The organism is Haloterrigena sp. H1, assembly GCF_005938085.1.
In the GTDB taxonomy this organism is placed as follows: domain Archaea; phylum Halobacteriota; class Halobacteria; order Halobacteriales; family Natrialbaceae; genus Natrinema.
In genome coordinates, this window is the sequence record NZ_SMZK01000002.1 from 548952 (window position 1) to 572397 (window position 23446).

The window sequence follows — 23446 nt, forward strand, 5'->3', positions numbered from 1 at the left end:
TCACTCAGAAAACGAACCGCTTCATCCGTCATCCTTATCTGAACACCGCCGTCGTCACGGTCACAAGTGACAAATCGATCCGTGAAGCGGCCGCACTGATGAGAGAGCATTCGGTTCAACACCTCCCAGTCGTTGATGACGATGAGGTCGTGGGGATTTTGACAACGACTAATTTAGCTCACTATTTACCTCGACTTCGGAGAAACATTCTCCGATCTCGGAACGAGCTTAGCGGTCAATAGTATTTCCTCCTGACATTTATCTGCGTAAACAGTGGACGACGAGCCACCTTCGTATCGCTGGTGGTGATGTTGTCTCTGGACGAGACCTCCTACTCCACAGTGAAGCGCTCGCTCAGCAAGAGAGATTGCTCGAGTGTGTGATACGGATTCTGTCAGCCAGGTCTAGTATACCCGCACGACGGTCGCAGTTGCACCGGTACACAGTGACAGCAGACCGTATCATTGGTCCACCTCAAAAGCGTCCGCAAGCCGTTCACGCATATACTCACGCCGAGTTCAGTGCGTTCTTCATGAGAGATCGGCGATGTACTTCTTCCGGCTCATTCCTGTAGATACGCGCCAGAGGAGATAACCTAGCTGTCCACGATTGGGACGGTACTAGACCAAGAAATGATGTCTGCGTGGAATGACGTTCGGGCAGAGGTTGAAAAGAGAGAGGTGACGTGGCGAGATGCGGCATACATCGTCGCACTCTCGCGGTTAGTTGACGCCCATGCTAATCGCGGTCTCTGGCCGTGATCACAGCAATTCAAGAAGACGCCTGATCCAGTAGGGCCAGGACGAATCCGACACTCCGCTATACAGTTCTCCGTCGATTGCACAGATAGATGGTTGGCGATCAAGAATGAATCCACCCCTGCTATAGTATTTCCAACTATATGGTCCTAGGATGCACCTAATCCAAAATTTTATTATATATTAGAACCATGTGTAGATTCATGCTCGATTACTACGAAGTGGAAGCGGATCTTTCAGCAGAAGAGAAGATGATCCAGGAGTCGGCGCGGGAGTTCGTCGACGAGGAGGTACGGCCCGACATCGGCGAGCACTGGATTGAAGGAACTTTTCCAACGGATCTCATCGAGAAAATGGGCGAGATGGGCTTTTATGCGCCCAATCTCGAAGGTTATGGCTCGCCCAACGTCAGTGAGAAGGCCTACGGCCTGTTAATGCAGGAACTGGAGGCGTGTGACTCGGGCCTGCGCTCGATGGCGAGCGTTCAGGGCGCACTCGTCATGTACCCGATCCACGCCTATGGCAGCGAGGAGCAGAAAGAGCACTGGCTCCCCAAACTGGGCTCCGGCGAGGCCGTCGGTTGTTTCGGCCTCACTGAGCCTGAACACGGCTCGAACCCCACCGCAATGGAGACTCGAGCCGAGGAAGCCGACGAGGGCTACCTGCTGAACGGCTCGAAGACCTGGATCACCAACTCCCCTATCGCCGACGTGGCTGTCGTCTGGGCCCGTGACCAGACCGACCCTGACACGCCCGTCCGGGGCTTTTTGGTCGAGACCGACCGCGACGGCGTCAGCACGAACAAGATTGACGAGAAACTCTCCCTGCGGGCTTCGATCACCGGCGAGATCGGCCTCAACGACGTGTTCGTCCCCGAGGAGAACGTTCTTCCCGGCGTCTCCGGCATGAAAGGCCCGCTGTCCTGTCTCACCCAGGCCCGCTACGGCATTGCTTGGGGTGTCATCGGCGCTGCTCAGGACGCCTTCGAGACTGCACGCCAGTACGCCACCGACCGCGAACAGTTCGGCGGTCCGATCGCGCGCTTCCAGCTCCAGCAGGACAAGCTCGCCGAGATGGCTACCCAGATCACGCTCGCCCAGCTACTCGCCCACCGACTCGCAGACCTCAAAGAACGGGGAGATCTGCGCCCTCAGCACGTCTCGATGGCCAAGCGCAACAACGTCCGGATGGCCCGCGACCAGTCCCGTATTGCCCGTGAGATACTCGGCGGCAACGGGATTACGGCGGACTACTCGCCGATGCGTCACATGGCCAACCTCGAAACGGTCTACACCTACGAGGGCACTCACGACATCCACACCCTCATCCTCGGTGAGGACCTTACCGGCATCGCTGCCTACGAGTGATCCATGACTGGCGAGGCACGCACTCCTGATGGCGACGACCAGCCCCTCGATGGACTGACGATCCTTGACGCCTCGCGGGTCCTTGTAGGGCCGTTCTGTACGATGCAACTGGGCGACCTGGGCGCGGAAGTCATCAAGATCGAACGACCGGACGGTGGCGACCAGACCCGTGGCTGGCACCCGCCGACCTATGGCGAAGAGAGCGCCTACTATGTCAGTGTCAACCGCAACAAGCGCTCTCTGACGCTAAACCTCGCCAGCGAAGAGGGGCGCGAGGTGTTCTGCGACTTGGCATCGGAGGCCGATGTGCTCGTCGAGAACTTTCGGGTCGGGAAGATGGAAGAGTGGGGATTGGACTACTCGACGCTCAGCGAGGTCAACCCTGAACTGATTTACTGTTCGCTGTCGGGCTACGGAGAATGGGGACCACAGAAGGACCGACCGGCCTACGACATCATGATGCAGGCTGAAGGTGGTCTGATGAGTATCACCGGCGAAGAGAACGGGCCCCCGGTGCGTGTCGGCGTCGCGATCGCTGACATCGGGGCTGGCATGTACGCTACGCAGGCCATCCTCGCGGCGCTGCTCTATCGGGAACTTGGCGACGGCAACGGCCAGAAGATCGACGTCAGTCTACTCGACGGACAGGTCGCATGGATGAGTTACATGGCATCGTACTACTTCGCGACGGGCGACCCGCCGGGTCGCATGGGGAGCAAACACCCGACGATTGCACCCTATCAGGCGTTCGAGACCACCGATGGCTACGTTGTAGTCGCGACCGCTTCCGAGAACATCTGGCCGAAATTCTGCCACGCACTCGACCGCGAGGACCTGATCGAGGATGAGCGCTTTGCAGTCAACGCTGATCGCGTCGAGAACCGTTCGGAACTCGATCAAATTCTCGACGAGGAGTTCGCACAGTATTCGACTGCCGAGGCTGTCGCGCGGATGGAGGACGCCGGCGTCCCGGCTAGTCGCGTCCGCGATATGGAAGACGTATTCGAAAGTCCACAGGTGCAGGCACGGAACATGCACCAGACCGTCGATCACCCGACTATCGGGTCCGTGGAAATGGCAGGGAGTCCGATGCACTTCTCACGGACACCAACCGTGATTGAGCGGCATCCACCGCTGCTCGGCGAACATACCGAAGAAATCCTCAACGAGTTCGGGTACGACGACGAGATGATCGCAGAACTCGCCGACCGTGACGTTATCTAAAGAAAGACGGGAGTTCCACGGATCACCTAACCAGTGGTTGTGCACTCGGTCAGCGAAGACGAGGACGCAGGCGAGCCGTGGTTGAATCAGTCGGAGAGCTCCTCGATGAGCGTCTCGACGTCGAAGTCGTTGAGCGGGTTCTGTTCATCCTTGACCGTCTTGATGGCAAACTTTGAGGACGTTCGCTCAATTTCTCCAATGGCTTCGTAGTCCTCAACGAGCGACTCGACCATCTCGCGACTCGTCACGTGAGCGATTGCGATGAAGTCGGTATCTCCCATGGTAAAGTACACCTGATTAACACCCTCGACCGAGGCGAGTTTATCGCCGACAGTTTCGTGATATCCTTCTTCGAACGCCGCCCAGATTTCCGAAATGAGCGTGATAGAGATGCCGACTTTCTCTAGATCGAGATCATAGAGATCGTTAGTGATGACATCAGATTCGCGGAGCTGGTTCAACCGATAGTGAACCGTCGATTTCGGTATTCCAGTCGCATCCTCAAGCTTTTCCGGGCTCGCCGTTCCCTCTCTGGCAATCGCCGATAAAATCCGAATATCTTTCTCATCCATGGGCGAATCCTGAATACTATCCAATAGTAGCATCACGTATATAGGAATATTGGTTAGGCCACTGGGAGACCGAGGCCGTGGTGCAGACGAGACATCTCTGTCGTTACTGACCGAAGCGCGTAGTGACAACTTCTCGGTGTTCTCACCACTGTTTGATAGACAGGTGCTCGGCTAGATCGCCAGTGGATCGGCGTTGTCCTCGCGTGGATGATGGTCATCGTCTCCTCGTGTTACACGTCCGCGACCAAGGACAGACTGACTACTGAAGGCCCCTAGCGGAAAACTATCGCATTCCTAATATTAACAGTGACGTTCGGATTCACTGGCGTGCACCTGTCGGACGCACTGCTTGCACGCGCATTTCACCCCTCACTAGAATCTAGATTCGGCATGGTCTGAATTCGCCATGTACGCTGTGAAAGATGTAGTAGTATACTAATAACTCATGCCGTTCAGCATCACTCTAATATATTGTACTAAATCCGATGTTGGCTAGATCAGCTAGACTTATTCCGACAGAGTGTGTCTGTGTGGTAGAGAAGAATTCCATGAGCGAGATTGAAGTGATCAATCCGGCAACCGGTGAGCACATCGAGACATATGAACAAGCCGATACGCGCGACGTGGAAGCGACGCTCACCCAAGCATCGGAGGCCTTCAACGACTGGCGAGATCGACCACTACGGGAGCGGGAAAATCTCCTTGCGAGTGTTGCGGACGTACTTCGGGAACGAAAGGCCGAGTACGCCGAATTGATAACACAAGAAATGGGCAAACCGATTTCGCAGGCGACTGCAGAAATCGAGAAATGTATTTGGGGGTGTGAGCATTACGCTCAGCACGCGAGCGTCTATCTCGCCGACGAACATCACCCAAGCCCAGCCGGGTCAAGCGTTAAGACGGCGTATGACCCACTTGGCGCCGTCCTTGCGATCATGCCATGGAACTTCCCGTTCTGGCAGGTATTTCGGTTTGCCGCACCGTATCTTACCGCAGGGAATGTTGGAATTTTGAAGCATGCTACGAACGTCCCAGGCTGTGCACGGGCGATTGAGGACATCTTCCGTACGGCCGGCTATCCCGACGGTGTTTTTCAGTCCCTGCTAGCACCGGTGGAGTATGTCGACGATATCATCGCCGACGAACGTATACGTGCTGCAACACTCACCGGGAGTGGACCAGCAGGACGAGCCGTTGCGTCGACAGCAGGTGAAAACCTGAAAAAGACCGTGCTTGAACTCGGTGGGAGTGACCCGTTCATTGTCCTTGACGATGCTGATATCAAACGCGTGGCCGAGAAGGGTGCGTGGGCGCGCAATCAGAACGGCGGCCAATCGTGTATCGCTGCGAAGCGGTTCGTCGTCCACGACGCTGTCTATGATGAATTTGTAGACCAGTTGGTTGAGGAAGTCGATGCGTTGACCATTGGCAAACCTCTGGACGAAGAGACGGATATCGGTCCGCAAGCTCGAGCCGACCTCTGTAATAATCTTCACGAGCAGGTGACTGCCAGCGTCGATGCCGGAGCAACGGTCCTAACCGGTGGTGAACCGCTCGATCGACCAGGAGCATACTACAAGCCGACCGTCCTGAAAGATGTCCCAGCAGACTGTCCGGCGGATTCCGAAGAGTTGTTCGGTCCCGTCGCGACAGTCTATCATGCTAGCGACGAAGCCGAAGCGCTCGAGATTGCCAACGACACTCGGTTTGGACTAGGAGCGAGTATCTGGACCGCTGACCGAGAACGTGGTGAACGATTGGCTCGTGATGTCAATGCGGGATGTGTCTATGTCAATCAACTCGTCAAGTCGGACCCTCGCGTCCCGTTCGGCGGTATCGGTGATTCCGGTTATGGTCGAGAATTATCAGCGATTGGTATCCAAGAGTTCGTGAACAGAAAAACGGTCTGGGTAGAATAGATCAGACTAGCCGACTATTGAGCGTTCTCACAGTAACTATCACCCGTCGCTCGCTGTATTCCGTTCCTTGAGTATCCGCCCTGCCGCTGTCCCAATTCGGCTCTGTTGAATCGCCACACGGTATTGTATTTCATTGTGGCATGGCCCTGATATTATAAATCATATATTATAACCTTCACGTAACTCCCCATCCTCGATATTATGCAGGCGTTCGCACGGCGTAGTCGAGCGAGCGCCTTATCCCTGCGTTCGCGGTTTCGGTCATTGACTGCTGAGCATACCGATTGTCGTTAATACGGGCGTCGTGTGCGTGATCATATGATTCGAAGATCGACCGCGTTTCGGCGGGCGATCCGCTCACAGAGATCTGTGCCGATTTCTTTTAACATAGTCAAACGATAAAATCAAGAGCGGCTTACGTTACCACATCAACGAGTTATGATATCACGGCTGCTGATGAAGTCGAGTGTATAGTCGTATCCAGCTGGGCTCTCACTTTCGAATACTATATCTTTTCTTGAGGTATTTGTGTCGTACATGCTCGATCGACGGTACAGAAGTGGTGTTCACAAGGCCGATCTACAGTCGAAGGATGGGCGATCATCAGATCACATTGCGGCTAATAAAACCATAATTCAACTGAGTGTTGAGAGGTGTTGACTGTACGCCGCTGTCGACCCGCAAACGAATTCTTTGCTGCACACAATGCCTGAGACGACCAGAACAAAGATTCTGGCTCAGTCGTTTCTCATCGGACGCAGCGAGAAACACGACATCAACGATGTTGTATTTCTCGTCAACGGCTCGCACTCGTTACAGAATGCGTGTCATCGGTCACGGTTTTGATTTCAGATACGGGTAACACGGAAATCAGAAGGCTGATGAACGTGTCTTCAGAGTAATAAAACACGGAACTCTCGGTTCTCAAACTGTTTCAGCAACGCGGAAGTCGAAACCGCTGACGAGTGGCTCGAATTGTTCAGCTTCTCATGGAATCCGTTCTTCTGAACACGATGTACTAATGTAGTCAGTAATTTAGATAAACTGTTTTAGTAGTTGTGAAGAAATCGAGGCCAGCGTCGCCCTGTTCCCGATACGTATTCGTGGAAGAGTTCTTGTAGCCACCGAATGGGACATGCAGTTCCAGTCCGGTCGTTTTCTCGTTAACTTTAGCGACACCTGCCTCGATGTCGTCAATAAACTGGTTTGCTTCTGTGAGATTCTGCGTGACGATACTTGAAGAGAGGCCGAACTGAACATCATTTGCGACTGCAAGCGCCTCCTCGAAATCCGCGACTTCAATTATCGATAGTACCGGTCCAAAGATCTCTTCTTGAGCGATCTGCATGTCGCTGGTCACATCAGAGAAGACAGTCGGTTCGACAAAATGTCCGTCATCGTACTGTTGATCAGTAGGCCGGCTACCACCGGTTTCGAGCGTTGCGCCTTCCTTCTCACCGACATCGACATAATCTAGGGTTGATTCAACTTCGTCTTGCGAGACGTGAGGCCCCATATCAGGGTCCTCGAGTCCAGGCCCAATATCGAGCGATTCAGCATACTCAGTAATCAACTGAGTAAACTCGTTATAGATATCTTCGTGGACAATCGCACGCGAAGTAGCAGTGCAGGACTGTCCCGTAGTTCCGAACGTCCCAGAGCCGACTATGGTGACAGCTTCATCAAGATCGGCACTTGGCATGACGATTGTCGGGTTTTTCCCGCCCATCTCACATTGAACACGCTTCAGATCGTCTGCCGCAGACTGTGCGACCATTGTTCCAACCGTTGTGCTACCCGTGAACGAAACACCATCAATACTATCATGCTGATATAACGCAGATCCAACTTCGCTCCCGGAACCGGTTACGTAGTTAGCGACACCTTCAGGGAGCCCTGCCTCGTCAAGGCACTCGAAAATCGCTTGTGAAACACGAGGTGCCTCTGATGCTGGTTTTAGAACAACTGTGTTCCCGGCTGCGAGCGCAGGCGCAAGCTTCCATGCTGGAATTGCGATTGGATAGTTCCAGGGTGTAATGAGCCCTACTGTTCCAAGTGGTTCACTTTTTGTGTACAGTTCCATGTTTGGCTCACTCGGGGATTTGATGGTACCCCCGAAATCACGGGCCTTCTCGGCATAGTAGTAGAAAATATCAACCGCTCGTTGTACCTCTCCAGCGGCCTCACTTCTTGTTTTCCCCTCCTCGCGGGAGAGCGTTTCAGTGAGTTCGTCTATCCGGTCTTCAAGCAGTGATGCAGTCTCGAGTAGAATTTTTCCTCGGTCAACACCAGGTGTTGCCGCCCATTCTGGTTGTGCTGCTGAGGCTGCATCGATAGCCTGATTTGCGTCTGCCGCAGTGGACAGTTGGAAATGACCGATGATATCCTCTACGTCTGCAGGGTTATTGACAGAGAACGTATTGCCAGATTTCGATTCAACCCACTCACCGTTACAGTAGTTTCTGTACGTGTCCGACATACAGACAATATTTCGCTACGAACTATCTTAGATGTTTGGAAAGAGTTCGTGATGGCACTGGTAAATCGAGGCTGATGAGTAAGAAGCCCTTCTATCAAGAACTTTTTCTCCCCAACGTGCGACGAAAGCACCGACGTAGTTCCTTCGGGAACTCAAAGAGAGACACCGCGTCACAGACACGGAGTCTCTCGTCGATGGGATGGGCCCTAACTGACTTCGCAAGAACTGATCGAAGCGGCGATTTCGATTAGTCTGAGCGAAATATCGTGAAATCTATTTTAGGCTTCATGCAGTGTTGAACGCAAGACAGCGCCGTCATAGGAATTTTGACATTCACTTTTCCACCGGTAACTACGCTCTATCGGTAGGTTCTGAGATCGGACGATTCGATTTCAGCCGACTTGTGCAGTAATCAAAACGTCAGTTTCACAAGATACTGCACGAAGTGTGAGATGGACGATGGCGATGCCTCTCTCGAATACGTCCGGAGAAGAGGAGCAGGCGGCGAGCCTTAACTCGCCGCCTGCGCAAGGTTATGGACGATGCACTTCCGTGTGAGCTCCCGGAACTGGCCATGCCAGCTCCGGGAGCGGATCTCGTCGCCATCGTCCTTCAGCATCGCAAATACGGTCTCACTCATTGACCGTTGATTGTAGACTTCGTCGTCAATTCTGACGTTATGTGCCTTCTTGAGTGCGTTTTGCTCACAGTGTTTAATCACTGGTCGCGTTGACGCTTCACGACAGGCCTCCCGGAGATTGCTCCATGAGTACATCTTGTCAGCCAGAAGTGCCTGCAGGTCTTCGGCATTGCGCCGAAAGACCTGCAGCCCAATGTGGCCGTCATAGGCTTTCTTTGTGGTGAAATGAGCGTCCATGATAGCAAGTGACTCCGTATCGACGAGCAGCGTTGTCTTCATCGCATTGAACGAGTAGCCGACACGATTTCGGTAGTGCGAACTAGCCTGATCTCGCTGGAAGCCGCTGGCATCGATCGAAGCAGTTCCCGAGAGCCCCGCCTGCTCCGCTGACCGGCGGAGCAGGCGGCGCAACTCTTTCATCGGGAATTCTCCGTCCCACACGCTGAAAGACGTGTAATCAGGTGATTTCTCAAGGCCAAACACAGCAAGAATTCCCGGCATCTCGTTCAGATAGTCCTCGAACTGCCGGAGCGGCTTGTTGACTTCCTCTTTGAGCAAGAGCAACGCGATCTTCGTGGATTTGTCGTACCCGTCGTCGCCGTCGGCGACGGCGGGTACGTCTGGCTCTTCTACGTGGGTTATGGCAAACTCTTGAAACGTCTGTGCGAGGTTCCTGAGACGTCCCATATCGCCAGACGGCGTCCAAATCCCCTGAAATCAGCGATACAATCCGCAGAAGGCGTCGGCATTCAACAGAGCAACAATATGGACACGCTGCGAGCCTGCATCGCCTACGAAAACCAACACCAACAACGTGTCCCAATCCTCCGGTTACTCGAGAAGCGAGCCAACGAACTCCGTTCACAGGACAAGGATGACTAACTCGACGTGCCTGCTGGCAGATTGTAGGACGACCGGGAGGAACCCTGCCAATTCCTTGCTCTGCACGTGGTGCCACAGAAGCCGTTAGCAGTCATCCCTGTACCTCCGTCCCTTCCCGGAAGCTCGTGAGGTCGTCAATACGCTCTTCGAGTGCTTCGATTTCCTGTTGCAGTTCCTCGGCTTCTGTCTCCTCGCTAGCGGCAAGTCGGTCCTTCAAGCCCTGGAGGCGTGACTCCTTGACGTCGTCATCAACCTCCGCCTTGCGAACGTATTCGCTCTCATCGATCTCATAGACATCGGACTCGGTGAGTGTCGTCACCTCGAGTGCTTCGTCGACTTTCTGGCGATCAACGCTCATGACGCGCTCACGGTCGATCCCTTCCGCCTCGAGCATCGAGAGGACGTCCTCGTCGTCTTTGAGCGAGCGGTTACGGCGACTCGTGCGCTGGACCGAGCCGTACTGACCGGCAACAGGACGGTCGTGATGGAGCCGTGAGAGAAGCACATCGGCGACTTCCTGTCGAAAGTCGTTAGCGTCACGCTGGACATCCGACAGCAGTGTGTAGAGATTCACCAGTGTGGATGTCTCTAAGTCAGGTAATTCGGTCACATCGTGGCCCTCTCGCTCGTCCCCTCGTTGTACGCTTTGTGAGACGGACCCTTCACCCATTCGGTGGCTTCGCTGGCGTCTACAGGTGGACAAGGCAAGTGCCTCAGGTTTTGTCCCGGAGATACCAACGAATTTCGAGCGGGGAGATGATCCGGGTCGTGAGAAGGTCATTCTATGACCCACTCATAGATATTATAATTCCCACACTATCATCACAATTCTCCACAGAGGTTTGTAAACGAGTGTATCTTGCAATTCGGGTTTAGAAAACGCTATACGGCTGGATCACAAGAGTTCTGCAAAATGAATACGTTAAAGCTTGACATGGTCCAGTACGACTGTCCGTACATCAGGACTACTCGAGAACACGACATCACCTTTCACACCCAACACTGGGACTTCAACCAGGCGGATCGGACCCTCGAGACGCGGCTGCTTGCGATCGGGGAGAACCCAAAAGAGCTACACGGTGCACTCGAGACGCTCACTGGCTACGAGATGCTTCAGGGGTATGAACTCCTCTCTCGGAAACAGAATACGGCGCTCATCCGGTCGCGAATCGATGAAACTGACGCCATGCAGACGATCCGCGATAATGATGGCTATGTTACAGGTCCGTTCGTAATTCGAAACGGAAGTGAGATCTGGAACGTCGGCTTCGATAGAGAGCGGTTGGCGGACGATGCTCTCTCAGAACTCGACGCCTCGAACGAGTTCACTGTCAAGGGTGACGACTCGGTCCACATCGACGACTTCTTCGATATCCTTCAGAACGTTGAATCCCTCGGTGCAATGCTTCGGGCGCTGCAGAATCTCACCGACAGGGAGCGCGAGACCCTCGAGACCGCAGTCGAAAAGGGGTACTTTTCGACACCGCGGGGAGCGACCCTAGACGACGTTGCTGGGGAGTTTGACATCTCGAAAATGGGTGCCTCAAAGAACCTTCGTCGGAGCCAGCGCAAGGTTCTCCGCCGAATTGTTCGCGTAATGAACGACGTTGAAGCTCAGATGGAGTTACAGGACGAAACATAGAGCACTCGATAAGTGTGAGAGATTCTCGGCCAGTCGGAGGGGTGTTCAGCGGATGATGCCTCGTGGATCGATCTCCTCGCGCAGGAGTCGTAACTGTTCTGCGGTCGGCTCCGGACTCCGATCGTACGTCCCAACATGAATCCGAAAGCCGCTTTCCTCGTTTACTGTTGTCTCTTCAACGCCTGGGTGTAAGAGTTCGAGTGTCAGCTCGCGGTTGTCGTCGAAGCCGTAGACGCCATACTGGGTGATCACGTGGCTCGGTCCGGTTTCGGCAGGCAGCCCAACCTCTTCGCGTGCACCCGGCCCCTTGAGGTAGCCCGGTGTGGTGCGGAAGTCAAGTTCCTCGACGAAACTCATCTCGTCTTGGCGCATCGTGACGATCGTTTCGTTGGCGAGCGACCCGATGTCGTTTGCACCGCCGCTACCTGGGAACCGAACGGTCGGGCACTCCCAGTCGCCGATGACCGTCGAGTTGAGATTTCCCCAGCGGTCGATCTGTGCGGCCCCGAGAAAGCCGTAGTCGACGAAGCCGGCGCTCATGTAGGACATGACGTCGTGCATCCCGGCGGCTTTTACGCCCCTGTGGAAGGTCCGCTCGTCGCCGACCGATATCGGCAGTTCAGGTGCTTCGGGGCCGATGCCACCGGCCTCGTAGATCATGGTCGCATCGGGCGCATGCGTCCGCTGAGCGAGCATCGCCGCAAGCATCGGCATCCCCGTCCCGACGATGATCGTACTCTCGTCTTCGATGAGGCTTGCAGCGACGGTCGTCAGCAGCTCCGTTGATGTGTACTCCTCACTCATGCGCGCTCACCTCCTTCGGGACCGCCCGCGTCCGGGCGCTCGTAATTCTCGATCGCTTCGAGGTCAGCGAGTCGTTCCTCGCCGCCGACAGCCTCGAGGTACTCTTCGAAGTCCTCGGTTCCGGTGATGTAGCGCTCGAGATACTCCTCTAGGCCTTCTTCAGTCGTTGTGAGTTCCATCCACTCCTTGAGGTGATCCTCGTCGAAGTAGTACTGGTAGGGCATCTCACCGGGGTGACTCCCGTAGGGCGCTTCGACGACCGCATCGACGAGGAAGTAGGGAATCTCAACGTCTTTGGGCCGCGCCCGGAGTTCGTCGCTGTCGACGATCTCTTCGGCGGTGACGATCAGCCGCTTCGCAGCTCCCGAAAGTTCCGGGTCTTCGACGCTGATACCGTCGATAACTGCATTCCCGTACTTGTCGGCTTTCGAGACGTGGATACAAGCGATATCAGGATAACAGGCGGGAACGAGCGTGATCGGCTCGCGAGTCCAGGGATCCTCAACGATCTTCGCTGCACTCTTCTCGAAGGTCTCTGTTCCTGCAAGAATCCGAGATGGAACAAACGGGACACCCATCTTCGCGGCGAGAAATCGCCACTGAAGAGTTGCGTTGCTTGCCTCGGCGACGACCTCGACATCGCCCTCCTCAACTCGGCGACGACCTGCAGGTGCGAGCCCGCGGGTCTCGTGGGCGAAACAGTAAGCGGCCTCAACTTTCGAGACTGCACCTGCTGCGATCAGTAGATCGGCGTCGAAGACAGTGGTTTTCCCCGAGAGCGTCAGATCCTCAATGTCCTGCCTGACGATCTCGTGGAGGATCGGCGTCGAGATCCGGACATGACCGAAGCCACCGCTGGCGAGGAGATCACCGTCGTCGACGAACCGTTCGACCGCCTCGCCCGCGTCCATGCGTTTGTCCTCGAACGCACGCGAGCGCTTTTCACTATTCCACTTTCGGACATCATCGGGGTGTTCCCAACCAACAAGTTCGCCGTTCCCCTCGTCGATGACGTTCATCGATCACTCACCTCGCCTACGGGGCGAAACGCGACGAACCGCTTGCCGCTCGTCTCCGCCTCGAGTACCGTCGCCTCGACCTCGAAGCCGGTCCCGACGGCTTCGGGGTCGATTCCAGTGACCTGTCCCGTCAGCGTTACAGGGCCGAATTCGACGATTGCGATCGCATAGGGGACGTCCGATCCGAAGTCGGGGTGGGGGACACGAATAACGGTTTTCGCTTCGACTGTCCCAGTGTCGGGAAGCGGTTCACGCTCGAGGTCGGCTGCTGCCCCCGCCATAGCCGGCGGGACGAGTGCCCGCCCGTCGCGACGGAGGTAGTAGCCCTCGCCGGCCTCGAGTGCGTCGAGCCAGGCGTCGTAGCCAGTCTCGCAGGCTATCTCGACGCTCATTCCGCCACCTCCAGGACGTGGACAGCAGCAGTTGCAACCGTCCCACCCGCATTGTGGGTCACGCCGACCTCCGCATCGGGAGCCGCGTCGGCGTTCGGGTGCGTTCCCGCGAGTAGCTTGGTCAGCTCGACGAGTTGGCTGACACCCGTCGCACCGACGGGATGGCCCTTCGCTTTCAGCCCGCCGGAGAGGTTGATCGGCAGCTGTCCGTCGCGAACCGTTTCGCCCTTGCGGGCTGCTGTGATTGCTTCACCGGGCTCGTAAAACCCCAGTGCCTCGAGCGCGAGCACTTCGGCGATGGTAAAGCAGTCGTGGACCTCGGCAACGTCGACATCGTCAGCGGTCACTTCGGCCTGACTATAGGCGGCCTGGGCAGCCGATTCAGCCGCTTTCGTCCGCGTCAGTTCTCCCCGTTCTTGCAAAGATAGTGACTCCGTCCCGCATCCGGAACCAGTGATCGCGACTGCGGGCTTGAGGTTGTGTTCGGCCGCGTACTCGCCCGAGACAAGGACGGCTGCCGCAGCCCCGTCACTGATGGGACAGGCATCGAGCAAGCCGAGTGGATCGGCGACCGGTGGAGCCTCGAGGACGTCTTCGACGTCGATTCTGTCATGGAACTGTGCATTCGGATTGGTCGCCGCATTCTCGTGGTTTTTCACCGCGATGTGTGCCAGGTCTTCGTGCGTGCCGCCGAAGCGCTCCATGTAGGCATCCGCGAGCAACGCGTACGCCCCGGGGAACGTCAGGCCGGGACGTCCCTCGTGAAGTTCGTCTGCGGCCCGGGCGAGTGCTGCCGTTGTCTCTGCGGTCTCTAGAGTTGTCATTCGCTCGAGTCCACCGACGAGGACGACATCAGCCTCGCCACTCATGATCGCCCGCACGCCATCGGCGACGGCATAGCCGCCGGAGGCACACGCATTCTCAACGCGTGTCGCCTCAAGACCGGGCGTCCCGATCCCGGAAGCCATTAGCGGGGCCTGGTGGCTCTGTTTCTCGGAGGTTTCTCCCATGTAGTTGCCGTAGTAGAGAGCATCGACGTCCGAACGTGGTACGGCGCTTTTCTCGAGTGCGCTTGAGCGCGCCTCGGCAAACAGTTTCCGACCGGTTCGGTCGGTATGGTTGCCGAACGCGGTCGAACCGACACCAGCTATCAGTATCTCTGCCATTACTGGTGAAAGGTACTCTAGCGGCGAAAACCGGCGGGTTGATATGTATACCAATGCCGGGCTCGCAGGCGCTAACACATGACGGCAGGTCTGGGAAACGGGTTTCCTGGAACAAATCAGATATCGGTTGTGACTGTTGACTGAGAGAGTCGACAGCCGTCGTGGGTGCTTCGAAAACGAGGCACAGTCGCGCCGTGAAACAGCGAGGAGGGCGGCCAGCGGAGAGCCGCCTATATTTTCAAGAAGAGGATGATCAGGTTGATCACCATCATCGCGACGAAGCCGACGAGCCAGAGTTCCATGTCTTTCACCTCCGTTAGAGTTTGAAGATGGGTTTGACGTGCTCCGGGACGTTTTCGCCGCTGGCACCGTCAGTCAAGTACGAGACGAAAGTCGTCACGGAGATCGAAACGGCGATCGCGATGAAGTAAAAGTCCATCCCGATCGGGAACGAGTACCCGAGCTGTGTCGCAGTCAGCAGTATGACGTTGAGCAGGAGTGCAGAGGCGAGGCCGGCAGTGACGCCCTCTCGGCTTGCACCCTTCCAAAGCAGGCCGACAACCACAGCGGGTATCGTTCCACTGACGAATGTCCCCCAGCCGAAGGTGCCAAGAATCGCGACGAGGTGGCCGCCGTACAGGCCGAAGATCACCGCGCCGACGCCGACAACGAGGACTGCAACCCGACCCAGCCACGTTTCCCGTCGTTCGGAAAACTCCCAGCCCATCGCTCGCACGAAGTCACGGGCGATCGCGCCGGAGGCGACCGACAGGAAGAATGCGGCGGTGGACATGATTGCAGCGACCAGCCCCGCGTAGATGATCATTTGCAGGACAATGTGCAACCGTTCGACGAACTCGAAGGCGGCCATGTCTGGATCCGCAAGCGGTTCGATCGCTCCGGAAGCGACCAGATAGAGCGCAATGAAGCCGATAAGCAACCAGAGAAGACTCCCGACGGCATAGGTGACGCCGCTAACGAGGCCGACGGTTCTCAGTCCCTTCGGGTCGTTGATCGAGAACATCCGCTGGAGAACCTGGGGTTGGCCCATGACGCCGATACTGAAGACGATCGGCCAGATCAACAGTAGACCGGGGGCAGAGCCTTCAGCGAGCCCCCAGCCATCAAGCATCTGGGGGTAAAGGCCTTCGTCACGTCTTCGCCCGTGAGTTCGCCGGCCTCAACAACGGTCATGGTCGTGTTCTCCATCCCACCGGCAATCTGGAAGAACCCGACGATGACACCGACGACGCCTATGAGCATCACCGCACCCGTGTACGCCCCCGCGAGTTGGGCCGACGCCATCCCACCGACGGCAACGTAGACAATGATCAGCCCGAACACGAGCCAGACGGCGGTCTCCATCGAGACCCCGAGGATCACCGAGAGGACGTAGCCGCCGCCAGCGACCTGCGAGGCAAGGTAGGCCCAACACGCGATAAACAGAATCACCGAAAGTATCCCCCGGATCGCGCCGCTGTTAAACCGCTCGTCGGCGATGTCACCGAGCGTGCCAATGTTGGCGACGTCTGCCATCCCGCGAACGCGCTTGCCGACGATCCAGTAGGCCATCGCAAACCCGAGGCCGCTGGCGAAGGTCATCCACAGCGAGGACGTGCCCATCTGGTAAACGAGCCCCGGGCCGCCGATGAACCCGAAGGCACTCATGATCCCGGACATACTCGCGAGGGTAATGACCGCCGCACCGAACATCTTCGTCGCACCATAAAACTCATCGGAGGAGTCGATCAGGCGCTGGCTATAGAGGCCGACAGCGAATACCGAGAGGATAAATAGCGCAACGAAACCGGGAACGAGCACGTCGTTCATTGGCTAGACACCTCCATGGACTCGTCGACATCCTGTGTCTCGCTCTCCGTGTTCACCTGCTCGACTTCCTTGAGGAACCGGTCCCACTCCTCGTCCGGCAGGAAATGTGTCCGGAAGTAAATTCCGTAGGCAAGCGTGACTGTCATGAACCCGCCGACCCAGTAGAGCCAGTAGACGGCGGCGAAGGACGGATGCATTCCGGTAATCAGAAACTCCGGGGAGCCGCCTGCGAACGCGTTCGAGTAGTACTCGGTAAGGACGAACGCCGATAGCTGGAGCCCAGTCCAGATTCCGAGGGGGTAGACGAGTAGCTTCGTCGAAATCGTCCCGTTGGAGCTCGCACCGATGACGAACCACGGATGAAAGAGGAACACCGAGACGAGTAAGGCGATGAACCAGTGGCCGGCTATCCCGAGTCCGAGCACAGCTGTCCATAGCACACCGCTTACGAGCATCAGCTTCGAGGTCATTCCTTCGACGTCTATCTCGCCGTCTAACATGTCGCTGCCCTCTCGATGGTCGACTTGAGGCTCTGATTTCTGTGTTCCAATTCGCGCCTTTGGGCCCGATCTGTATGTTCCATGTGTACATCACTCGTACGTGTTCACGAAGCCGCCATCCCACAACAGGTCGTCGCCGTTAAGATGCTTACCGTGACGTGAAAGTCCGAAGGCGAACAAGTTGCCAGCCTCAACCGGTTCCATCATCTCGGAAGACCGTGCCTGTCCAAGCATCACGTCCTCGACAACCTCTCGCTCGGAAATACCGCGTTCTTCAGCCGTATCCTCGATCTGATCCAATACGAGTGGTGTCTTGACGTAGCCCGTACTGACCGTGAACGCACGGATATCACCATCACCCTCGGCCGCAGTCGACTTGGTTAGCCCTCGAAGGCCAAATTTCATCGTATTGTAAGCGACCTTATCGCGAGTCACGTAGTGACCGTGGACGGACGCCATGTTGGCGATCGCGCCGATGCCGTCCTCAGCCTCACGGATGTGTGGGAGCGCCAGTTTCGTGAGATACATCGGCGCACGGAGCATCACCCGATAGAGCAGGTCGAACATCTCCATCGGGAACGACGTGATTGGTGAGATATGCTGTACGCCGGCGATATTCGCGACGTACCGAAGCTGTCCTGCATCAGCAGCCGTTTCGACAAGCGCCTTGATCTCGGCGTCGTCAGTCAGGTCACAGACGACCGTCTCGAGGTTACCCTCCACCGCAAGGTCGTCTGCTTTCTCGACTGTCTCGTAGAGACCGTCCTCGTCGACATCAGTTGCGATCGTCGTCAAGCCGTTTGCTGCCAAGACAAGCGCCGTCGCACGGCCGATCCCGAAGCCGCGCCAGTTACGATCGCCACGTTCTCATTCGCAAACCGAGGATCGTCGAGTTGATGGATCGAGTCGGCAGTGATCTCGGGTGGTTCAATACTGTTGTGAGTGTCGGCTTCCCCGCTCATGCAATTGGAGAAACGGACGGTACCTGGTTTAAACGGAAGGTTGATATGTAATCACTACCGACGGCTTTCGGTTTTGATCGCCGTCTCAGAAGAGTTCAAACAAGTTCTCGAGATCAAGTCGTCAGCACTCAAGTGGATGAGAGGCTGGGACTGATTAGTGGGTTAAATCGTTCGTCATCACAGGAACCAGTTTATCTAAACACGACCCAGTACATTATTCAGAACTATGTCTGCATTCAGTAGAACGATCGAGATCTAGTACCAACTGAGTACCGCAGCAGAAACGGACGGTTCGCCAGCAGTGTGGAGTTAGTGGCCTATTGCGTCTTCAGCCCTGAACTGCTAGCTTTGTCTGCGTAGAGCGCCTGCGTGGTGTGTTCAGAAATTCTCTGAAGAGAATTATGCCACGAACACAACAGTACTCTGCCGATCTGTCTGCCGATGAACGAGCGGAGTTGAATGCGATGCTTTCAGCGGGCACGCACGAAACGCGGTCCCCGAGTTCCTCGAGAGCACCGGGAGACTGCGCCAAGTCGAACCGGATTTCATTCCTGTTCCCAAGTGACCGCACGGTTCGGTTTCTATGATGCCACATGAGTGGACACCATGACAGACCATCCGACGCTATCGGAGTTCACCACGAACGAGACAACTGACTCGAAGCCAGCTAGTCAGCCATCGGCTGACGAGACCGTGACGATGACAGCTGACGAGCGGGTCGCAACGCACCTATCGAAGATCAGATGGCGGATCTCACAGACGCGATCCGTGAAGCGGTCCAAAACGGCATCGGCAGTCCTGGGTCATCCCGTGTGTTGATCAGCATCTCACCCGAGCGATCGATCATCCTCGACGACGGTGCTGACGTTGACCTCGAGTCGACTGAGGGACGACGCAACTTGTCGGTGCTCGGCGCAGGAAGCAAGCAACGCGCAGACGACGAGACAATCGGCGAGTGGGGTATCGGCAAGGGTGCGATCATCGCGAAGGGTGCCGTTCGTATCTGGAGTCACGACACCGCACTGTGTTTTGACTACCGAGATCGACGCAACTCTGGGAAGTGGGCAGACGTCAGCGGACGTGATGGCCAGCTCGTGGACGCTGTGCATCATCTCGAGGGAATGCTCGTCAAGATCGACCACTGCGAAGACGAAGTGCCGGACCCGGACAGCTACCGCTGGCGACGCTACGTTCGCGATCTTCGCAAGCGCTTCGCATACGTGCAATCCCGGACAGGCGTCTCGGTCGTGATCAACGGCGAGTCAGTCGACAAGGGCGATCCACTCGAGGCAGTGGCTGACTCACCCCATCCGTCACTCACACGCGAAACTAAAGATGCGATTCTCGCACTCGAGTACACGCCCCACGAGGGACTCGACATCTACAGTAATGGACTGTATGTGACGACAAAACGGGAGTATGGGATCGGTGGGGTCGTCGTCTCGAAGGGGGAATGAACGCTCAACACCGCTGGATACGGGTCGGCATCTGGCGGCAGCCGGTCGAGATCGAACCCATCGTGCGCAGTCTGTATCTGATGGTAGGGTGTCTCAAACTGCTCGCGCTGGAGCGGACGCTTCTCGTTGGACTCGTCAAACTGGACGACAATACGGTGTTCCTGGATATCTGTGATATGGATGCGAGAGTGCGACAATGGTGTGATCAGTGTTGCGTCTGCCGGCAACTCATCCAGATGCTCGAGAAGAGTGTGCCAACTGACGCTGAATGGCATACAGTGGAGTTACGCGCCGTCCCGACTAAACCTTGTTCTCGGCGGGTGTCAGAGGATTCTCCTACTGGTTTGATCCACCGACTGCTGCGGTGAATTGGCCAGTAAGTAGATGTGAGAACGGACTGCTGGATTCCTACCAGCTATGGATGATGTTCGTAGCGTCGTGCAATTCTCAGGGCGCATATTCAGCAGCAAAGCGATTACAGTTCCAGATTACTTGTCATTATCGTCAGCGATCTGTTCGAGAAATCGAAGTACCTCGTCGAATCTCAGTCCTCGCTATACCTCGTCTTCGAACCTGCCGAACTCGACAAGTTCCATATCCGTTAATTCGGGGAGTAGAACGTGATGGAGTTCGTAACAGAGTTTCTGTCCCACGGGCCTGTTATCTGCTACGACCGGTTACCCTCGTCGTCGGTCACTCCGAACGCCCGTTCTTTTCGACTTCCGTGACGATCACGTCCCAGTCAGGATGTTCGACCCCATTCCGACATTCGAATCCGCCTTCCACATCGATTCCACTCTCGTAGGCCCTGCGAAGGAGGGCTTTCAGCTCCACGTTCAATTCCTTCTTGGACGTAAGCGAGGCCTCCTCAGAAGTCATCTTCCCACGTCCCTTTCGTACTTCTCCGCTGTGAGTTCCTGTTCTGGTGTGATGGTGATCACACCGTAGCTGTGTACGGTTATCGCGTGCCCCTCGTGCGTGAATGTCACGTGGGAATCTCCGTTCGTCCCGTTTCGAACGCGGACGAGCGCATCTAATTCGTCGGGGTCAACAGTAGAATGGAGCGGGTCGAGTTCAACCGGATCAGTCCCCATTAGGTCCGCCAGCGTTGCGATAACAGCCATGCTCGCAGGTGTCTTCTCTTGATCGAACTGGGTGCGAGCAGTCCCAGATTCCTGAGAGTACTCAACCGCTTCAACTCCAACCCCAGATACCGTTGCGTCCATCTTGCCTGATTCTAGCCGTCTGAGTCGGTTCAATAGGGGTACTGATTATACAGGTGGTTTATAACGTAGTGTCTCTCCGAATGATCACAACGAACTGCTGAGCGTAGCTCCAATGAGGCGTCGATGCCCACGTCGAAGGCGTGAGGAAAGCGACTGCTGGGTGATGTCGAGCTCGTCAGCGATCTCTTCGAGCGACGCCTCGCGCGGGGTGTTGAAATACCCTCGCTGGTATGCTAATACCAACGCCTCGCGCTGCATCTCGGTTAACTCGTAGCCCTCTCCCTGGATCGGAAGCATGGCGTGGACGGCGGTGATCGCTATCGGAATGTCGTTTTTCTGGCAGTACTCTCGAAAATCAGCGATTGCCTCCTGGCTCTCGCCACGCACCTCGAATCGCCACTCGTCTTTCGTTCCGATTCCAGAGAGCACGACGACGTTGGCCTTGGCCAGCGCATTCAGGATGCCAAGTACTCTTGTTCCCACTCGGCACGCATGAGATACTCGTCTTCGATGCTATCGACCAGTCGGATGTTGCTTACGCCGGCGTGTTCTTCGAACGCAGCTTCGATGTCCTCCGTTTCCGCACCGCGTACCCAGAAGTACGGGATAATCAGCGTCTCGTGTGGAATAAGCCGCTCCAGTTCGACCGTCACTCCCGGCAAGTTCTCGAACACACTCCCAGTGGAAACTCCTCTACTGGACTCGTAAACTCCATCACAGTCGCCATGGTAAGCCTTCGTCTAGCAGGAAGATACCGGCACGGGTGATGTACCATAGCTTCGAGAAGAGACAACACACGGTTGTTTTATCGTTATCGTGCCTTCTACAGGCTGAGTAGGGCGAATGCCTCGGGGCTTGTCCCCGAGGTACTTCACGAATAGGCAGTCCTCGTCGAATTCCGAGAAGCCATGGTGTACCATGTCATCTCCTTTTGTACGACCAAGCAATCTAGTCTCACAAGCGAGCATGAGTGTGATAACGGAGATTCGGATCCCGTCCGATGATTTCGAACTCGGACAAATCTCAGTCTAGAGCAAGCGTCGGCCATCGAGCTTGAAACGCTCGTCCCGAGTGGGGACGTGACCGTGCCGCTCTTCTGGTCTACGAACCGGTCGAAGACGGCTTTCTCGATACCGTCGAACGCTATCCAACTGTCAACAGCGTCACGAAGGTGGACGTGTTCGAAGACCGGACGTTGATCAGGCTCGAATGGGATGCGAGCCAGGACACCTTTTTCGATGCATCTTGGAACCGACGGGCAATACTGAGTGCGACTGGATACCAGAAGGGTGGAATTTCGAGATGCGATTCTCAGACCGCGAGACATTGAGTCAGTGCCAGGACTGTTGTGAGGACGCGCACATCACCTGAAGCTAACCCGTATATACATCCGACGGACCCTGAGCCGGTCCGTGGTACGGCTTGAGTGGGCCCAACGAGAAGCGCTTACGCTTGCCGTTCGAATGGGATACTACGACATTCCACGCGGCTGTACGACTGCGGAGTTAGCCGACGAACTCGGGATTTCCGATCAGGCAGTAACGGAGCGACTGCGTCGTGCCATCGTAGTTCGGGAGGTACGCATTTCTCACTCCCGAGTCAGCGGGGCAAGTGGACTGACTGTTTCCTGATACACCATGGGACAGAACCAGCCAGTTGGACCCACACTATGTGAGTATGGAGAGAATCGAGATCTGAACACGTGATATTCAGTCAATTGATGCGGTTTCCGATTCTTCAGGGTGTGAGAGACCGATCTCCCCCGATACGATTCTGTCGGCAGTAGCGAACGAACACCGACGCGCCATCTCGACGCGTTGGACACGCATCCGAGAAGACACTGGAATACGATGTGCTTGTAGATCGCGTTGCAGACCGGGTTCGAGACGAAGACGCGAAATGGGAGTCAGACGAACACCGACAACGCGTCCGGATCGCACTTCATCATACCCATCTTCCAAAACTGGACGAGGCTCGATAATCGACTATGAGGGTGAAACGGATAATATCCGGTTTATTGGCGGTGAACTAGAACAGAAGATCCTGACGCTGGTCGAACCGTACGATGTCCACGAATAGGGATTGCCGTTCTGCTCGAGGTGGTCGGCGTACTCTTGGGCGGGACTGGTAAACCGACCTGTCGTGACGACCATTCCGCGCTTGGGTCCGTCGAAGTCAAACGTCGCAATGGCCGAATGAAGTTTCTGTATGACCGGCCGTCCGACAGTCCCTGTATGCTTACACTCGACAACAATCGCTCCTCGAGTCGACGATCTCTTCCATCAGAATGTCCCGACCTCCATCAGCCGTTTTTGCGACCTGCTGGACGTTTTCGTAACCGAGGTTTCGGAAGACGTCTTCCATCAGATCCTCGAACTCGAACCCAGAGAAATCATTCAAGACTGCCATTTCGGAGATATCCAGAACACATTACTCAATTGGTAAATATGTTCTGAGTCGCTCGAGTGCTCACACGGGAGCTTGGGATTGACCGAGAGGTGTACTACGGCGAGGCGAGTGCCGATGCCTGGACCGATGGCAGGACGTATATCGTGATCACCGACTCGGCCGTGACGAGTCGCCAGCGTGCCGTCTGGATGCACGATC

The 23446-nt window shown here is 56.0% G+C and carries 18 protein-coding genes and 9 pseudogenes; 9 read left to right on the forward strand and 18 right to left on the reverse strand.

What is annotated here, in order from left to right; genetic code table 11:
* Positions 1 to 38 precede the first annotated feature (38 nt).
* From E2L06_RS18075 to E2L06_RS18090, 4 genes and pseudogenes are all read left to right on the forward strand, one after another.
* Positions 39 to 242 carry a cyclic nucleotide-binding/CBS domain-containing protein gene (locus E2L06_RS18075; protein WP_283241371.1) on the forward strand — a complete coding sequence of 68 codons (204 nt, stop codon included), beginning with the start codon at positions 39 to 41 and terminating at the stop codon, positions 240 to 242.
* A 378-nt stretch (positions 243 to 620) separates the two neighbouring features.
* Positions 621 to 761, forward strand: a pseudogene (locus tag E2L06_RS22545) (Glu/Leu/Phe/Val dehydrogenase); the annotation flags it as partial.
* A 200-nt stretch (positions 762 to 961) separates the two neighbouring features.
* Positions 962 to 2125 (forward strand): acyl-CoA dehydrogenase family protein, encoded by a 1164-nt coding sequence (locus E2L06_RS18085; RefSeq protein WP_138782997.1) that lies wholly within the window; start codon positions 962 to 964, stop codon positions 2123 to 2125.
* Between the two features lie 3 nt (positions 2126 to 2128).
* Positions 2129 to 3349, forward strand: a complete 1221-nt coding sequence (locus E2L06_RS18090; RefSeq protein WP_138782998.1) for a CaiB/BaiF CoA-transferase family protein — start codon at positions 2129 to 2131, stop codon at positions 3347 to 3349.
* A gap of 86 nt (positions 3350 to 3435) precedes the next feature.
* Here the strand turns inward: E2L06_RS18090 and E2L06_RS18095 are convergent, their stop codons facing one another.
* Positions 3436 to 3921 carry an Lrp/AsnC family transcriptional regulator gene (locus tag E2L06_RS18095; RefSeq protein WP_138782999.1) on the reverse strand — a complete coding sequence of 162 codons (486 nt, stop codon included), beginning with the start codon at positions 3919 to 3921 and terminating at the stop codon, positions 3436 to 3438.
* A gap of 548 nt (positions 3922 to 4469) precedes the next feature.
* Between E2L06_RS18095 and E2L06_RS18100 the strand changes: the two genes are divergently transcribed.
* The gene (locus E2L06_RS18100) at positions 4470 to 5840 is read left to right on the forward strand and encodes an NAD-dependent succinate-semialdehyde dehydrogenase (RefSeq protein WP_138783000.1); all 1371 of its coding nucleotides are present in this window, start codon (positions 4470 to 4472) and stop codon (positions 5838 to 5840) included.
* A gap of 211 nt (positions 5841 to 6051) precedes the next feature.
* On the opposite strand, the pseudogene E2L06_RS22550 reads toward E2L06_RS18100, so the two are convergent.
* Positions 6052 to 6171 (reverse strand): annotated as a pseudogene (locus E2L06_RS22550) (IS5/IS1182 family transposase); the annotation flags it as partial.
* Between the two features lie 152 nt (positions 6172 to 6323).
* On the opposite strand from E2L06_RS22550, the pseudogene E2L06_RS22555 reads away from it, so the two are divergent.
* Positions 6324 to 6848: pseudogene (locus E2L06_RS22555) on the forward strand (IS6 family transposase); the annotation flags it as partial.
* A gap of 19 nt (positions 6849 to 6867) precedes the next feature.
* Here E2L06_RS22555 and E2L06_RS18110 read toward each other — a convergent pair.
* From E2L06_RS18110 to E2L06_RS18125, 3 genes and pseudogenes are all read right to left on the reverse strand, one after another.
* Positions 6868 to 8319, reverse strand: coding sequence for an aldehyde dehydrogenase family protein (locus E2L06_RS18110; RefSeq protein WP_138783001.1), 1452 nt, complete (start codon positions 8317 to 8319; stop codon positions 6868 to 6870).
* Positions 8320 to 8830: 511 nt separating this feature from the next.
* Positions 8831 to 9646 (reverse strand): IS5 family transposase, encoded by an 816-nt coding sequence (locus tag E2L06_RS18115; protein ID WP_138782962.1) that lies wholly within the window; start codon positions 9644 to 9646, stop codon positions 8831 to 8833.
* Positions 9647 to 9932: 286 nt separating this feature from the next.
* Positions 9933 to 10472 (reverse strand): annotated as a pseudogene (locus E2L06_RS18125) (hypothetical protein); the annotation flags it as partial.
* A 303-nt stretch (positions 10473 to 10775) separates the two neighbouring features.
* On the opposite strand from E2L06_RS18125, the gene E2L06_RS18130 reads away from it, so the two are divergent.
* On the forward strand, positions 10776 to 11483 hold the full coding sequence (locus tag E2L06_RS18130; RefSeq protein ID WP_138782960.1) for a helix-turn-helix domain-containing protein: 708 nt from the start codon (positions 10776 to 10778) through the stop codon (positions 11481 to 11483).
* A gap of 45 nt (positions 11484 to 11528) precedes the next feature.
* On the opposite strand, the gene E2L06_RS18135 is transcribed toward E2L06_RS18130, so the two are convergent.
* The 8 genes and pseudogenes from E2L06_RS18135 to E2L06_RS18165 all read right to left on the reverse strand — a co-directional run bounded on the left by E2L06_RS18135 (position 11529) and on the right by E2L06_RS18165 (position 18156).
* On the reverse strand, positions 11529 to 12287 hold the full coding sequence (locus tag E2L06_RS18135; protein WP_138782959.1) for a CoA-transferase subunit beta: 759 nt from the start codon (positions 12285 to 12287) through the stop codon (positions 11529 to 11531).
* Positions 12284 to 13306 (reverse strand): CoA transferase subunit A, encoded by a 1023-nt coding sequence (locus E2L06_RS18140; protein WP_138782958.1) that lies wholly within the window; start codon positions 13304 to 13306, stop codon positions 12284 to 12286. The genes E2L06_RS18135 and E2L06_RS18140 overlap by 4 nt, the downstream gene beginning before the upstream one ends.
* Complete coding sequence (locus E2L06_RS18145) at positions 13303 to 13698, reverse strand: Zn-ribbon domain-containing OB-fold protein (RefSeq protein ID WP_138782957.1); 396 nt, start codon at positions 13696 to 13698, stop codon at positions 13303 to 13305. The genes E2L06_RS18140 and E2L06_RS18145 overlap by 4 nt, the downstream gene beginning before the upstream one ends.
* Positions 13695 to 14864, reverse strand: coding sequence for a thiolase domain-containing protein (locus tag E2L06_RS18150; RefSeq protein WP_138782956.1), 1170 nt, complete (start codon positions 14862 to 14864; stop codon positions 13695 to 13697). Before E2L06_RS18150 ends, E2L06_RS18145 begins: the two co-directional genes overlap by 4 nt.
* Positions 14865 to 15180: 316 nt before the next feature.
* Positions 15181 to 15996, reverse strand: coding sequence for a hypothetical protein (locus tag E2L06_RS22835; protein ID WP_283241368.1), 816 nt, complete (start codon positions 15994 to 15996; stop codon positions 15181 to 15183).
* Complete coding sequence (locus E2L06_RS22840; protein WP_283241369.1) at positions 15945 to 16694, reverse strand: hypothetical protein; 750 nt, start codon at positions 16692 to 16694, stop codon at positions 15945 to 15947. Before E2L06_RS22840 ends, E2L06_RS22835 begins: the two co-directional genes overlap by 52 nt.
* Positions 16691 to 17194, reverse strand: a complete 504-nt coding sequence (locus E2L06_RS18160; RefSeq protein WP_138782954.1) for a hypothetical protein — start codon at positions 17192 to 17194, stop codon at positions 16691 to 16693. The genes E2L06_RS22840 and E2L06_RS18160 overlap by 4 nt, the downstream gene beginning before the upstream one ends.
* Positions 17195 to 17284: 90 nt before the next feature.
* Positions 17285 to 18156, reverse strand: a pseudogene (locus E2L06_RS18165) (SDR family oxidoreductase).
* A gap of 606 nt (positions 18157 to 18762) precedes the next feature.
* Between E2L06_RS18165 and E2L06_RS18170 the strand changes: the two are divergent.
* Positions 18763 to 19607 (forward strand): annotated as a pseudogene (locus tag E2L06_RS18170) (ATP-binding protein); the annotation flags it as partial.
* Here E2L06_RS18170 and E2L06_RS22560 read toward each other — a convergent pair.
* From E2L06_RS22560 to E2L06_RS18190, 4 genes and pseudogenes are all read right to left on the reverse strand, one after another.
* Positions 19598 to 19888 (reverse strand): annotated as a pseudogene (locus E2L06_RS22560) (hypothetical protein); the annotation flags it as partial. The pseudogenes E2L06_RS18170 and E2L06_RS22560 overlap by 10 nt on opposite strands.
* A gap of 418 nt (positions 19889 to 20306) precedes the next feature.
* Entirely contained in the window at positions 20307 to 20492 is a 186-nt protein-coding gene (locus tag E2L06_RS18180; protein ID WP_138782952.1) for a hypothetical protein, read from the reverse strand.
* Entirely contained in the window at positions 20489 to 20839 is a 351-nt protein-coding gene (locus E2L06_RS18185; protein ID WP_138782951.1) for a HalOD1 output domain-containing protein, read from the reverse strand. Before E2L06_RS18185 ends, E2L06_RS18180 begins: the two co-directional genes overlap by 4 nt.
* An 84-nt stretch (positions 20840 to 20923) precedes the next feature.
* Positions 20924 to 21566, reverse strand: a pseudogene (locus E2L06_RS18190) (helix-turn-helix domain-containing protein).
* Between the two features lie 736 nt (positions 21567 to 22302).
* On the opposite strand from E2L06_RS18190, the gene E2L06_RS22565 reads away from it, so the two are divergent.
* Complete coding sequence (locus E2L06_RS22565) at positions 22303 to 22470, forward strand: helix-turn-helix domain-containing protein (RefSeq protein ID WP_249361517.1); 168 nt, start codon at positions 22303 to 22305, stop codon at positions 22468 to 22470.
* A gap of 444 nt (positions 22471 to 22914) precedes the next feature.
* On the opposite strand, the pseudogene E2L06_RS18205 reads toward E2L06_RS22565, so the two are convergent.
* A pseudogene (locus E2L06_RS18205) lies at positions 22915 to 23248 on the reverse strand (restriction endonuclease); the annotation flags it as partial.
* Positions 23249 to 23446 lie beyond the last annotated feature (198 nt).

Bases quoted from the DNA above. Each gene is read 5' to 3' on its own strand.
- E2L06_RS18095 (WP_138782999.1), bottom strand. From the start codon at position 3,921: ATGGATGAGAAAGATATTCGGATTTTATCGGCGATTGCCAGAGAGGGA.
- E2L06_RS18140 (WP_138782958.1), bottom strand. From the start codon at position 13,306: ATGAACGTCATCGACGAGGGGAACGGCGAACTTGTTGGTTGGGAACAC.
- E2L06_RS22565 (WP_249361517.1), top strand. From the start codon at position 22,303: ATGGGATACTACGACATTCCACGCGGCTGTACGACTGCGGAGTTAGCC.
- E2L06_RS18110 (WP_138783001.1), bottom strand. From the start codon at position 8,319: ATGTCGGACACGTACAGAAACTACTGTAACGGTGAGTGGGTTGAATCG.
- E2L06_RS18115 (WP_138782962.1), bottom strand. From the start codon at position 9,646: ATGGGACGTCTCAGGAACCTCGCACAGACGTTTCAAGAGTTTGCCATA.
- E2L06_RS18160 (WP_138782954.1), bottom strand. From the start codon at position 17,194: ATGTTAGACGGCGAGATAGACGTCGAAGGAATGACCTCGAAGCTGATG.
- E2L06_RS18185 (WP_138782951.1), bottom strand. From the start codon at position 20,839: ATGGACGCAACGGTATCTGGGGTTGGAGTTGAAGCGGTTGAGTACTCT.
- E2L06_RS18150 (WP_138782956.1), bottom strand. From the start codon at position 14,864: ATGGCAGAGATACTGATAGCTGGTGTCGGTTCGACCGCGTTCGGCAAC.
- E2L06_RS18130 (WP_138782960.1), top strand. From the start codon at position 10,776: ATGGTCCAGTACGACTGTCCGTACATCAGGACTACTCGAGAACACGAC.
- E2L06_RS18090 (WP_138782998.1), top strand. From the start codon at position 2,129: ATGACTGGCGAGGCACGCACTCCTGATGGCGACGACCAGCCCCTCGAT.
- E2L06_RS18135 (WP_138782959.1), bottom strand. From the start codon at position 12,287: ATGAGTGAGGAGTACACATCAACGGAGCTGCTGACGACCGTCGCTGCA.
- E2L06_RS18100 (WP_138783000.1), top strand. From the start codon at position 4,470: ATGAGCGAGATTGAAGTGATCAATCCGGCAACCGGTGAGCACATCGAG.
- E2L06_RS18180 (WP_138782952.1), bottom strand. From the start codon at position 20,492: ATGACTTCTGAGGAGGCCTCGCTTACGTCCAAGAAGGAATTGAACGTG.
- E2L06_RS18145 (WP_138782957.1), bottom strand. From the start codon at position 13,698: ATGAGCGTCGAGATAGCCTGCGAGACTGGCTACGACGCCTGGCTCGAC.
- E2L06_RS22835 (WP_283241368.1), bottom strand. From the start codon at position 15,996: ATGCTTGATGGCTGGGGGCTCGCTGAAGGCTCTGCCCCCGGTCTACTG.
- E2L06_RS18085 (WP_138782997.1), top strand. From the start codon at position 962: ATGCTCGATTACTACGAAGTGGAAGCGGATCTTTCAGCAGAAGAGAAG.
- E2L06_RS22840 (WP_283241369.1), bottom strand. From the start codon at position 16,694: ATGAACGACGTGCTCGTTCCCGGTTTCGTTGCGCTATTTATCCTCTCG.